Origin of the sequence: Flagellimonas onchidii, from assembly GCF_004804315.1 — a bacterium.
GTDB classification, from domain to species: Bacteria; Bacteroidota; Bacteroidia; order Flavobacteriales; family Flavobacteriaceae; genus Flagellimonas; species Flagellimonas onchidii.
The window spans coordinates 1-13,260 of record NZ_SRXX01000007.1; the positions used below are offsets into that span (position 1 = coordinate 1).

7 protein-coding genes are annotated in these 13,260 nt (G+C 38.8%); 2 read left to right on the forward strand and 5 right to left on the reverse strand.

Going from position 1 to position 13,260, the window contains the following annotated elements:
- Nucleotides 1-117: 117 nt before the first annotated feature.
- Entirely contained in the window at nucleotides 118-2,463 is a 2,346-nt protein-coding gene (locus E4661_RS08795; RefSeq protein ID WP_136466468.1) for a PDZ domain-containing protein, read from the reverse strand.
- A 207-nt stretch (nucleotides 2,464-2,670) separates the two neighbouring features.
- Between E4661_RS08795 and E4661_RS08800 the strand changes: the two genes are divergently transcribed.
- The gene (locus E4661_RS08800; protein WP_136466469.1) at nucleotides 2,671-3,381 is read left to right on the forward strand and encodes an SDR family oxidoreductase; all 711 of its coding nucleotides are present in this window, start codon (nucleotides 2,671-2,673) and stop codon (nucleotides 3,379-3,381) included.
- Here the strand turns inward: E4661_RS08800 and E4661_RS08805 are convergent, their stop codons facing one another.
- From E4661_RS08805 to E4661_RS08820, 4 genes are all read right to left on the reverse strand, one after another.
- A complete protein-coding gene (locus E4661_RS08805) occupies nucleotides 3,382-6,108 on the reverse strand; it encodes a PD-(D/E)XK nuclease family protein (protein WP_136466470.1) in 2,727 nt (908 codons plus the stop codon).
- 66 nt (nucleotides 6,109-6,174) lie between these two features.
- Nucleotides 6,175-7,533: an OmpA family protein gene (locus E4661_RS08810; protein WP_136466471.1), complete on the reverse strand. Its 1,359-nt coding sequence runs from the start codon at nucleotides 7,531-7,533 to the stop codon at nucleotides 6,175-6,177.
- 104 nt (nucleotides 7,534-7,637) lie between these two features.
- On the reverse strand, nucleotides 7,638-8,840 hold the full coding sequence (gene kbl, locus E4661_RS08815) for a glycine C-acetyltransferase (protein ID WP_136466472.1): 1,203 nt from the start codon (nucleotides 8,838-8,840) through the stop codon (nucleotides 7,638-7,640).
- A 9-nt stretch (nucleotides 8,841-8,849) separates the two neighbouring features.
- Entirely contained in the window at nucleotides 8,850-11,960 is a 3,111-nt protein-coding gene (locus E4661_RS08820) for a UvrD-helicase domain-containing protein (RefSeq protein WP_136466473.1), read from the reverse strand.
- A 117-nt stretch (nucleotides 11,961-12,077) separates the two neighbouring features.
- Here E4661_RS08820 and E4661_RS08825 point away from each other — a divergent pair, with 117 nt between their 5' ends.
- Nucleotides 12,078-12,686 (forward strand): superoxide dismutase, encoded by a 609-nt coding sequence (locus E4661_RS08825; RefSeq protein ID WP_136466474.1) that lies wholly within the window; start codon nucleotides 12,078-12,080, stop codon nucleotides 12,684-12,686.
- Nucleotides 12,687-13,260: the final 574 nt, after the last annotated feature.

Sequence of the window (13,260 nt, forward strand, 5' to 3'; positions counted from 1 at the left end):
CTTTGCAGACTTTTGAGGATTCCATACTTTTAGCAAAAGAAAAGCTCATCGAATACAATGAGCTTAAAGGTTCTTTTCAAGTGTCAGATTAACCACAACTGTCAGGTTAAGTAGTGGCTAGTACAGTTCAACCTCTTTTTGGTTTCTAAAGATTTTAAGGTTTAGACCTCCCTTCCAGTTATGTTCTTGGTATACTTTCATAAGATCCTTTATGTTGTTGATTTGAACACCTTCTCCTCCAATAATGACATCGCCAACTTCCAATTCAGAGGTGGACAGGACACTTTCTGGATCTATTTTAGTGATAAGCACGCCAGCGGTCTCGCTAAGTCCGGATGCTGATCTTTCTGCAAGGGTCTCTATGTTTTTCAGATGGCCTCCAAGCCAATTCAGCGTAATGCTTTTAGACTTTTTTGAGCCGGATATAGACCAAAGCACCGGCAGATCTGGTGTTTTGGCGAGTTTTCGTAAAGCAGGAATCTTCACCCCAAAACTATCCATAGAAAAATTGGTAAACCCAAGCTTTAAAGCAGGAGAATCTTCTGAAACAGTATAATTGCCATTTTCGGGATCCACAAAAAGAGGATCTCCGTAGAGACTGTGCTCATCAACACCATCTTTTTGTGCGTCGGCAAGTGCCTCTTGATCCGGGAATAGATTGTAGTCTATCTCTTTCCCCCAATCTTGTAACCGGATGTCTTTATGGTCTGTCAGCACAATATTTCTTCGGAATATATCTCCGCTGTTCTTAAACCATACATGGGGGTGAAAGCCATTGTTCACCATAATGTTGTTTTCAACGGTCCTATGAAATCCTTCACGAAGCTTTAATCCTCCGTTCAAACAAAGATTGTTATAGATTTTATAGTTAGAAGAACCATCATCAAGATCAATGTCCCAACCGTGGTCACACCTAAATCTGTTGTTCTTTATTACGGTAGTATTTATAGCATCCCATAGGGGCATATTTGGGTTTTCGGCAGCCATTTGATCCATGACACCTCGGTTGGGGTGCCAGAAACGATCTCTTCCCCAAGAATTGAAAGATCCGTGGTCCCCGGATTCCAAAACGGTGTTAAAGACATCATTATAGGCAATCATATGCCCTCCCCAGGTTCCTTCACTGATATTGATTCCGGCTCGGGGCACATCGTAAATACTGTTATTGCTCACGGTAATATCCATAGCCATCGAAATTTGGACTCCTGCGGTTTGCTTTTCCAACCTTCCCGTGCGATAAATCAAATTGTTATCGACCAAACCACCTTTGGGATAAAGGTCATTCGCAGGTCCTTTAATGGTATCCATTTCTTCAAGAGTCACAAACTCTCCATATTGAAATGCCGGCGAACGTACTGCTGATGAATTACCGACAAAACTAACGGCCGATGCCGCGGTATTATGGATATGATTTCCAACAATTTTAGTGTCTCTATTGTAATCACTCACAAAAATTACATTTCCACCTAAATTGGTGAACTCGCAGTCTTTTATGGTAATATGTTCTGTACCTTCAATAAATAACGCACCCCCTCGATAAATGGTCCAATCACTCCTCAGCAAGGGCTCGTATGATTCCATTATGGTTCTTTGAGCATGTTCAAACGTTATTCCCTCAATTAAAATATCTCTTACAGGATTGTCCATACTTCCTTTTATATCAATCAAATGTTTTAAGTGAACACCTTCAAAAAGCGCATTTTGTATATCGAGATTCTTTTCTGGCCAGTAATAGAGTGTATGGGTGTCATCGTCGAGATACCATTCACCGGGTGAATCAAGTTCTTCGAACACATTTTCCACCATCCGATATCTTTGATGTATTCCGGCACTTGGACGGTTATTTTGATGCCCTCCTTTTAAAATGGCTTCACCATTTTCATCAATTCCGGAGATTTCGTAATGAAAATCACCCCACTCTCCGGCATGCATGGCATGTACTATGGCGCCAATGGGTTTGGACCAGTTTTTTATACGTTCGGGAGCAAAGGCATCCTCAGCATGACCTTGCCAATGACCCCCGTTTTCGTCATAATTGGGGTATCTGGCCAAAACTTGTCTTTTACCATTCACAAATAATTGGTCAAATACTACATCTGATGGAACTTTTGTCATCCACAAAGTATCAGAATGTTTTTCCCAGTTCAATGCCAACTCATGTGAACCCTTTACCACTGCCGAACCGTCTTCCGTTCCTACAATACTCAGCCCATTGAGCTCAGGAGTAATTGATAAAGAGGATTCCAAATAATGATTTCCTTTCATTAGGTGAATGGTTACTTCAGAGTTTTCATTCTCTGCATAAAGCTGTTCTGCCTTTTTTAGAGCATCCTGAATTTTATCAAAGGTCATTTCAGTAGATTCCGATGGGCTATCACCAACATATAGATGAAATTCTTTTGTTTGGCAACTTATTAAAAGGAAGGCCCATAAAACGGTGAGGGTTAAAAAAATTGGTTTCATTTGACTTGGTATTGAAGGCTTATACGTTGATTCATAATCATTTATATGCGATAGCGGCAAAATATGATACCAAATTAGGGGGACGGTCGACATTTGGCAAGAAGTTATTTTGCCCATGCCAGTATTATTCTTGCTAAGCTTTGATTTAGAGGTGAGGAATTATCTAACCCACATATTTCTTTTTACATTTATAAAAATGGATTGGATATGAAATTGGAAAACAAAGTGGCCTACATCACCGGAGGGAGCAAAGGAATTGGCTTTGGAGTTGCAAAATGTTTGTTGCAACAGGGAATGAAGGTGGCTATTAGCGGTAGAAGCCAAGAAAGTATTAAAAAAGCGATTCAGGAATTAGGTTCGAATGAAAACACTATTGGACTTTGTTCCGATGTGACTGTTCTTGAAGATGAGAGAAATGCTGTGGAACAAATCATGGATAAATGGGGTAGGTTGGATTTGGTTCTGGCAAACGCAGGTGTGGGACATTTTGCTCCAATTGATGAAATGGGGGAGCATGAATGGCACCAGATGGTCAATACCAATCTAAATGGTGTTTTTCATACGTTGAAGGCTTCTGTTGATGCATTAAAGGCTTCGGAAGGATACTATATGACCTTGGCCAGCTTGGCAGGAACCAATTTTTTTGCCCAAGGAGCGGGTTATAACGCTACTAAGTTTGGAGTGGTAGGTTTTACCCAAGCGGCAATGTTGGATTTACGCAAATACAACATTAAGGTCACAATCATTATGCCGGGTTCTGTAGCTACACATTTTAATGGTAACGAGCCTTCAGAAAAAGATGCGTGGAAAATTCAATCTGAGGACATTGGGAAACTTGTGGTTGATTTATTGCAAATGCACCCGCGTACCTTACCGAGTAAGATTGAGGTCCGTCCGTCTCGTCCTGATTTAAAGTAATCATACTTGCTTCTCCAAAAAGGGAATTTGTGGATTGTAAATTTCCAGTATCAATTTTTCTAGATACGTTTTGAAGGTGTTTAATGTTTCTTGGTTAATTAAAGGGTTTCCGGAATTAAAGGATAAAAAGCCTTGTCTAAGGTTTTTAAAGGAATAAATGCCTGCCTGTATAGTGTGGGAATCATTACATTGATTATACAAATAGGCGTAGCACAATAATTGAAATGCCTTACTCTTTTCATAATCGGAAATCAAATCGTCCCAGTCAATTACTTTTACGTTTTTGGGTTCGACTTTTCCGGTTTTGTAGTCAACTACCCTTACAACTCCATCAAATTCATCAATTCTATCTAGCGTTCCCTTTAAAACAATAGGGAAATCCAAATCTGGAATATTGAATTCGGTTTCCAATTTTTGTTCCAATCCTAGAATCCTTATTTGATGTTTTTTCAGCAATTTTTTTTCTAACTCGATAAAATTCTTCAAGTATTTGACAATGACATTATAAACGAGCAAAAACCTCCCTTTTTTTATGCTTACTCCGGGTAGAAGTCTCTCAAAATGTTGCTCAACAACGCTTGGAAGAATGGAAATGGCCTCCGAAAGACTGGTTTCGGTCAAAAACATACCAAGCATTGGAGTGTATAATTGCTCTAGGCTATCGTGAACAATGGTTCCAAAGGTGTTGGCGGCTATGGATTCTTCGACTTCGTCATGTTCGTTTATTTTAAGGATGCTTTTTTTATAAAAATCTATCGGATTTCGTACATAGTTGGTCAAAGAGGTAGGGGAATACCCTTTTTTAGCCAAGCTGTCTAACTCTCTTAGTAGTAATGGGGTTTTGGATATTTGGACGGGCTCAGTGGGTGAAATCCTAACTTTTGGGGATGCAATTTCATGTGAAATAAATGGCGATATGTTTTCATCTGTCAATAATTGGGAAATGAGCCTACTTTTTTCACCGCCTTCAAGTACATCAGGTTCGGTATTATAGATAATGTGGACGTTTTTCGCTCTTTGTATAAGACGATAAAAGTGATAGGTATAGATGGCATCTTTTTCTTTATAAGTGGGCAATCCGTACTCCCGTTTTACATCGAAAGGAATAAACGAACTGTTCGATTTTCCAGCGGGCAGAATACCCTCATTTATAGAGGTAAGGATAACAGTTTCAAAGTCGAGGTTTCTACTTTCGAGCATTCCCATAATTTGCAGACCTGTCAAAGGTTCTCCTATAAAATCCAATGTTTCCGTTGAAGCGAGTTGTGTGAAGAAGCTTTTGAGTGATTTTAAATTAGTGATAAAATCTTCATAGGCGACATGCGTATTCAGTTGATTGAATAACGTGTAAAAGCGATAAAGATATTCAAGCTCCAGGTTATTCCCTGTTTTTTGGAAATGCTCTTTTAAATTTTGGATAAGCTCTAGACAGTGGCTTATCCATTGAGAGGGTATAAGGGCATTTTCTGGAAATATTAGTTGTAAATGATGTTCTGGAAGTGATTGTTTAAACAGTAGGGATTGATTGAGATAAATCCAATTGTTTTTCTTGATTTCTCTTGAAAGAGTTGCCAAAAAGGAGAAATTGGGCACACTTGAAATATGTTGGGAATATGGGTTTGCCAAAAAGGTTAAAACATCATTATAAAACCAGCCTTTATTTGATTTGGCGATATGGAGATCCAAAAATGATAGAAAAAACGAGTATAGAATTGTTTTGTTGAGTGGAAGTCCCATGGTAATGTTCGCCTCTCCAATATCGGAAGGAACCGCTTTTAGGATAGGGTCTAGTAGGGATTCGTCAGCAAGAACAACGGCTGTATTGTGGAGTTTTTGGCTTGCCTCAGGAGTAATCTGTTCGAGTAAGCTCCCGACATATTTTGCTTGGGATATGTTTTTTGGAACTCCGGTTACAGTTATGTTTTTTGGATTAAGGAAGCTGCTATGGATACCTGGAAATTCATTTCTTTGGTAATAATGCCAATTCTTTTTGTAATCCCTGATAAAAAGCCCAGCATCATGCAAAGGGTCATCAAGAAAATAAGAGTCAATGTCCCAATACGCTGAACAGTCCGAGGTTTCTAAAAAATGCTGGATAATTTTAGATTCCGCAGTATTTAGAGCATTAAACCCTATAAAAACAATATGTTGGACCTTGTTTTTTTCGGAATAACTGGGTAAGTTTTCTACAGCCGTTTTATATATAAGACCCTGATAGCCTTTTTTTTCTTGAAGTAAGGCATTAGTAAAACGGTTATAAAAAAATTCAAGATTGGTCCATAACTGCAAGTAATTTTGAATTAATGCCGTTTTTTCTTTTTTGAGGGACCAATGAGTTACGTCTTTGATTACAGACAGATAGTTTAAAATATCGTCGGCTGGGATGAGATAGCGGTCTATTTCGTTAAAATCTTGAAGTAAGGTTTGCCCCCATTTTAAAAAGGAGTCAAAGTCATCATGATTTTCCAAATCAGCGTGCTGATAAGTCTTAAAAAGAACTAACAGTAATTCTATGGAAGAAGTCCTAGATAAGCCTGCAATGTCCTCAATGAACTCTTCAATAGATAATATGGGAGGGGCGAATATGTTTCTGGAAAGCTTTTCTGATAGATATTTTTTTAGAAAAGTTCCAGACCGTTTACTGGGAAGAACAAAGGTACATTCTTCAAAAGCGATTTTCTTTTGTTCTAAATCATCCAGTACATATTCCAGAAAGCTTTGGTGCATGCATTAAAAATAAAAAAGGCTCTGCATTTGCAGAGCCTTTTTCTAAAAGAAAACGTTGTTTCCTTATTATTTTACCAAGTTGATTTCAACTCTTCTGTTTTCTTTTCTACCAGCTCTTGTGTTGTTGGTAGCGATAGGCTTGTCTTCACCATAACCGATTGCAGTCAATCTACTAGCAGAAATTCCTTCTTTGATTAAGAAATCTCTAACTGAGTTAGCTCTCTTTTCAGAAAGGGATTGATTCAATTTAGCACTACCTACACTATCGGTGTGACCTTCAACAGTAAATTTAGCTGTTGGGTACTCACCTAGGATTTTGATGATGTCAACAAAAACAGGTACTGATTCAGACTTAAGAGAAGCTTTACCTGTGTCAAACAAGATAGTTTTAGCATAGTCGTTCAATTTCTTTTGAACCTCTATAGTTACTTCAGGACATCCGTTGTTAGCAACAGTACCAGCTACTTGAGGACACTGATCGTCTTTGTCTAGAACGCTGTCACCATCGCTATCTGGCCATGGGCATCCGTTGTTTTCAGCAGGACCAGCTTCGTTAGGACACTGATCATCTTTGTCAGCAACACCGTCACCGTCAGCATCAGGACAACCATTCAAAGCAGCAAGACCAGCTTCGCTAGGACAAGCATCATCTTTATCGGCAATTCCGTCACCGTCAGCATCAGGACAACCGTTCAATTCTTTAGAACCAGCTTCGTTAGGGCAGCTATCTTTACTATCCTCAATTCCATCACCGTCAGCGTCAGGACAACCATTGAAAGCTTCCAATCCAGCAACTTCTGGACAAGCATCGTCTTTATCGTAAATACCATCACCGTCAGTATCAGTTCCACCAAATTTGATGCTAATACCCGCTAAGTGCTGGAAGTGTTGAGCTAAATAATCTTCGAATGCATGCTTGTACTGAGTTTGTAGCGTAAGGCCGATGTTTTCGGAAAACCAAATGTTAAGACCGACACCTCCATTTACTGTACCAGCACCGATTTCATCAACCCAAGTATAACCACCACCAATTTCAACAAATGGATCAAGTGTAGTGTTTTTTACAAAGTTGTACTTGATAGTACCATCTACAGCGTAGTGCGAAAGATCATCAACTGAAAGATCACCGTTGTTTTCGATTCTGTTCAAAGAACCTCTTGCTCCAATTGAGAAGCCATCGCCAATGTATTTAGATACACCAACGTAAGAAACAGATGGCAAGATGTTCCAGTGGTCAGAAACATTGAAGTACTCATCAAATAGAGTAGTACTAGAGGCAATATTGTCAGCATCGTTTGTTGGGTAAAAATCAATTGCGTTTACCCCGAAACTAATTTGCCATGGATTATTCTCGTCTTGCGCTTGTATATTGTTAGCCCCTAAAAATACTAGGGCAACAATCAATAATTTGCTAAGATGTTTCATGCTCAAAATTTTAAGTTTAAGTGTTTATCAGCAGCAAATGTAAGTTGTTAAGACTTATTAACAAAATCAAATTTTCTTTTTTTTTGGTGCATTACGTAGAAGATTTACTGCATTTCAACGATTTTAAGCGCTTTTCCCACCTTGATAAATGCATTAATGGCTTTATCCAAATGATGTTTTTCATGAGCTGCGGACAACTGCACCCTTATTCTTGCTTTGCCCTTAGGAACTACGGGATAGAAGAAACCAATAACATATATGCCTTCCTGCAGTAGCAAATCTGCCATTTGTTGGGAAAGTTTGGCATCATACAACATTACGGGAACAATGGCAGAATCTCCATCAATAATATCAAACCCGGCTTTTTTCATCCCTGCCTTAAAATATGTTGTGTTCTTTTGAAGTTTGTCGCGCAAAGAGGTATCATTTTCCAACATATCAAAAACCTTGATGGATGCTCCTACGATAGCAGGAGCCAAAGAGTTCGAGAACAGATAAGGCCGGGATCTTTGACGTAATATTTCAACAATCTCCTTTTTTCCTGTGGTATATCCGCCCATGGCCCCGCCAAGAGCTTTTCCGAGAGTGCCCGTAATGATATCAATGCGGTCCATCACACCTTTTTCTTCCAAAGTGCCTCTTCCGGTCTCACCGATAAACCCTGCAGAATGACACTCATCAATCATTACCAGCGCTTCGTATTTGTCGGCCAAATCACAGATTTTGTCCAAAGGGGCTAGTAGTCCATCCATTGAGAAGACACCGTCGGTTACAATAATGGTAAATCGAGCGCCATCCTTTTGACTTTGTTTTAATTGGGCCTCAAGGTCGTTCATATCATTGTTTGCATAACGATATCTTTTTGCTTTGCACAAACGAACACCATCTATTATTGAGGCATGATTTAAAGAGTCGGAGATTATGGCATCTTCAGCGGTCAACAAAGGTTCAAAAACTCCTCCATTGGCATCGAAAGCCGCGGCATATAGAATGGTATCCTCTGTGCCATAGAAAGTGGCAATTTTTTGCTCAAGCTCTTTGTGAATATCTTGAGTTCCACAGATGAATCGAACTGAGGACATTCCAAAACCGTGAGAATCCAATGTTTCTTTGGCTGCTTGGATTACATCTGGATGTGATGAAAGGCCCAAATAATTATTGGCGCAAAAATTTACGACTTCTTGCCCGGTTGAAGTTTTTATTACGGCATCCTGCGGAGAGGTGATGATGCGTTCTTTTTTAAACAAACCAGCCTCTTGAATGGACTGTAGTTCGTTGGTTAGGTGTTCCTTGATTTTTCCGTACATAGTTTTCGTTTATAGAAAAAGAGGTTTTATTTCGGGGCCAATGTAGACAATTATAGCGTCTTTTATAACAAAATCCATAGTCTTCAAGAGTTGGGCGTATGTTAAAATTTGCTCTTGGTGCGATGGTGCAGGTTTTCCCGTTTTATAGTCGATAATGGATACCTCGTTATTTGAAACCATCAACCTATCTGGTCTAAAAGAAATGCCTTCAGGGGTTAAAACTTCCTGCTCGTTGAATACCTTATATATATTGGTATAATACTTTTTCAGGCTAGGATGGTTGACCACTGCGCTCACCACTTCTTGAACTTCATCTGAATTATCATCATTTAGGTGTCCTTGTGATTTAAGGTTTTTGATAACATTCGAAACATCATCTGCAACGTGTACAAGACTTAGGGCATAATGAATTAGATTACCTGTTTCAATAGCTGTTCTTGTTTCTTCGTCCCATAATCTGCTGGATTTTGTAGAAATTGTAAAGGGTGTTCCCTTTTTCTGTCTTGTGATATAGGGAATGGTCCGATTTTCAGATGCTGGACTTTCGGCTCGTAAATTTTCGGTCAACTCGCCAAGAGCGTATTTTCCTGAACTACATGGCTCAAGTTTTTGTGCCTGCAAATAATATTGAAACAAATCGGAATAAGAAGAAACTGATTCCAAAGTGCCGGCTTCTTTAGGGTTTTCTGAAACAACATATAGCGCCTTTTCGGCCCTGGTCAGTGCTACATAAAGAACGTTTAGGGCATCCAATTCGGTTTTCTGGGCTTCATCATTAAAAACTGCCGCCGACAATTCATTATAATATTGCATATCCTTGTTCCTGTTGACCAAAAATTCTTCCATATGCAAATCTTTTTCTGCGTCTGTTCTACCAACCCAAGATTTTTTTCGTAAACCCCCGCCGTTAATGGACATGTTGGCAAATGGAAATATGACTATTGGAAATTCAAGCCCCTTAGCCTTGTGAATGGTCATGATTTTTATGGCATTAATACCATCTGGAGCGGTCAACGAGAGGCTTTCTTTTTTTGATTCCCAGTATTTGAGAAAGGAATGAACATCCGGCCCCATTCTTTTTTCTACGTCCAGAACCTCATCCATTAAAAAAGTGATATGGGCTGAAGTCGAAGTGTCCAAATCAAACTTGATAATGGCCTTTTCCAGAATTGTAGATGTGGATTGGTTTTTTAATTCGTTAAGATGGATACCATAGGTTTCGGAAAACAATCCGCTTAGATTGTTGATATATGAATGAATAAAATCATGCAAAAGATTATTATCTGGACTTAAAAAAGAAAGCACTTCGTAAATTGCTTCGTTGTTATTCTCATTTTCAACCAGCTTCAACAATGAAATAAGGAAGACAACGGCGGTATCGTTTTTCAGCAAAAGCGCTTCAGAAGAAACAATTGGGAAATTCTTTTCGGAAAGGAAATTGGCCAAGACGGTTCCCTCATTATTTTTTCGGACCAGAATACTGATGTCAGAATACGAATACCCTTTCGATGTTACTTCGGCTAGAATGTCCAAAACCTGAAAGCAGTGTGCTTCTGTCTTATTTTCAACTGATTGGTCAATAAAATTCAGCTGTACATAGCCTCCGGATTTATCGGTAGTTTTTTGACTGCTTTCCAAGAACAGTTTTTGATAATCCGTATTCTTTAAGAAAGGGGCTATGGTTGTAAAAAACCCGTTGTTGAACTTTACAATCTCGTTATAACTTCTCCAATTCGTATCCAACGTCCTAACTGTAGGCTCAATTACGAAGGGATTCGATTTTAGGGTTAAAAGGTTCAAGAATTGTTCAGCTCTTCCTCCACGCCATCGATAAATCGCCTGCTTCACATCACCGACAAGAAAAAGGGTGCCTCGCTCATTCTTTTCGTTTTCACTTTCCAGTGCATTGCCAATCAGAGGGACGAGATTTTGCCATTGCATTTGGGAAGTATCCTGGAACTCATCAATAAAATAATGACGGTATTTTTCACCTAGACGCTCATAGATGAACGGAACGGGTTGATTCCTGATTTCTTTTGACAATAGTGTGTTTAAATGTGAAATGGGGATGGTATCCTGTTCAATTTCTATGTTTTTGACCTCTTTGGCAATTTCATTCAGCACCGTTAAAGGAACAATATTGGTATAAATGTTCTGGAGATAGCTTCTTCGATAAAGCATTTTTTTGATGTGCAAATAGTGCTCAAGAATACTTTGGGAAAGTTGGGAGGCATCTCTCTTGTCATTTGCTTTCAAAATCTTATTCTCATTAAGGTTTTGTTCAAGTTTGTTACTGTACAATACCTTAATGCTAAATTCTTTTTCGATGATTTTTTTAAAATGATTGGGTAAGGTTTGCCTTGGAAAATCAATGTGCTCAAAACCTTTATCAAGAATTTCTTTTAAAACCTTTTGCGCTTCATCAACAGCATTGTCTTCAACTTTCTTGATATGGGAAGCAATACTGCCTTTGATTTTTTCAAATTCTGAAACTGATTTTGAACGAAGTTTTTCTAAATGAGCGGCATGATTCTCCTGAAAAAGGAGCTTGCCAATTTCCATTAGATCATAGGTTATGTCCCAACTTTTGTTGTCATCTATTTTTGATAAAGAGTAGGCAACCAGTACATCGGTAAGCTCTTTGTCAGAGCCAGCCCTTTCCAACAACGCCCCTACGGCTTGCTCCAATAACAAGTCTGTATCCAATTCTACCTCAAAATTTTGCGCCAATTGAAGATCGCGGGCAAAAGTTTTGATGACTTTATGGTTGAATTTGTCAATGGTTGAGATTTCAAAAAAAGAGTAATTATGCAGAATCCTTTTTAAAACTAGTTTGGAACGTTGTTGTAGCTGTACTGGATTTAATGAAAGCTCTTTGCAGAGATCTCTGAACAACCCTCTTTCATTATGGTGGTTTGATAGGGCAAAAGAAGCAAGATTTTCCAGGATGCGATTTTTCATTTCCGCCACCGCTTTATTGGTAAAGGTGATGGCTAAAATTTGTCTGAACTTTAATTGGGAGTCACTGGACAATAATAATTTAAGATATTCCTTGGTCAAGATATAGGTCTTTCCTGAACCTGCTGATGCACCATAAATTTCAAAACCAGAAGTTTTCAAAAAGTTTTTATGGCAAATTACATATTACAACGCTGAACTTGGCAAGAATTTGAAGGAATTATATATCTTAAAGCTGTATTTTTACAAGACAATTAATAACTAAAAATAAATACGATTATGGCTTTTGAATTACCAAAATTACCCTATGCATATGATGCCTTGGAGCCACATATAGATGCTAGAACCATGGAAATACACCACACCAAGCATCATAATGGATATACCACTAAGTTAAACGGAGCTATCGCTGGAACTGATTTGGAAGGAAAAGAGATTTCGGACATCCTTTCCAATTTGGATATGAACAATGGAGCGGTTAGAAACAATGGAGGAGGGTTTTATAACCATTCCTTATTTTGGGAAGTAATGTCACCAAATGGAGGAGGAACTCCAAGTGGAGATTTGGCGACTGCCATTGAAGATGCTTTTGGTTCGTTTGACGCATTCAAGGAGAAATTCAGTGCTGCTGCCGGAACCAGATTTGGATCCGGATGGGCATGGCTTTGTGTTCATAAAGGAGGGAAGCTTGAGATTTGCTCAACGCCAAACCAAGACAACCCAATAATGCCCGATGTGGGATGTGAGGGACATCCTATTTTGGGATTGGATGTTTGGGAACATGCTTATTATTTAAACTATCAGAACAGAAGACCAGACTATGTTTCTGCGTTTTTTAATGTGATTAATTGGGACAAAGTGGCTGAAAATTACGCAGCTGGCAAATAAGAGTAAGAGTACTCAATAATAAAAGGGCCCGGCATCTTTACATGCTGGGCCCTTTTATTTTATAAAGTATATGTAATAGAAAAGGGCGGGGAAGCCCCCACCCTTTTCGTCCCAAATCTTACCATAAACTTAACCTACTTATGCTATGGCAAAACTAAATTACTGGTATTGTGAGAAATAACAAAGGTTTTTGAGGAAATTTTTGATTTTGGCGATAAAAACTTGAAGAGTTTTTACAGTGGATTTTGGTAATTCGTTGGTGTTCAAACATAAAGAAGGCGGAGTTAACTCCGCCTTCTTTCCCCAAATCTTACCATGAACTTAACCTACTTATGCTATGGTCCTCCAAATGTAAGCCAAGGCGGTACTTGTGCGAAAAGCTTTTAGATGAAACCCCTGTTATTTGGTTGAATTACCAAACTTGTTAGCTGGGAGTACTATTGTTAAAGAAAAGGATTACGATGAAGAGAAGTAGGACTACCTGCAAATAAAAAAGGTGGAATAGCTTCCACCTTTTTTGCCCCAAATCTTACCATGAACTTAACCTACTTATGCTATGGCAATACTAAAGTAG

What these genes read in the sequence shown, in the direction of transcription:
- E4661_RS08795 (WP_136466468.1), bottom strand. Translation starts at nt 2,463, where the DNA reads ATGAAACCAATTTTTTTAACCCTCACCGTTTTATGGGCCTTCCTTTTA.
- E4661_RS08800 (WP_136466469.1), top strand. Translation starts at nt 2,671, where the DNA reads ATGAAATTGGAAAACAAAGTGGCCTACATCACCGGAGGGAGCAAAGGA.
- E4661_RS08805 (WP_136466470.1), bottom strand. Translation starts at nt 6,108, where the DNA reads ATGCACCAAAGCTTTCTGGAATATGTACTGGATGATTTAGAACAAAAG.
- E4661_RS08810 (WP_136466471.1), bottom strand. Translation starts at nt 7,533, where the DNA reads ATGAAACATCTTAGCAAATTATTGATTGTTGCCCTAGTATTTTTAGGG.
- kbl (WP_136466472.1), bottom strand. Translation starts at nt 8,840, where the DNA reads ATGTACGGAAAAATCAAGGAACACCTAACCAACGAACTACAGTCCATT.
- E4661_RS08825 (WP_136466474.1), top strand. Translation starts at nt 12,078, where the DNA reads ATGGCTTTTGAATTACCAAAATTACCCTATGCATATGATGCCTTGGAG.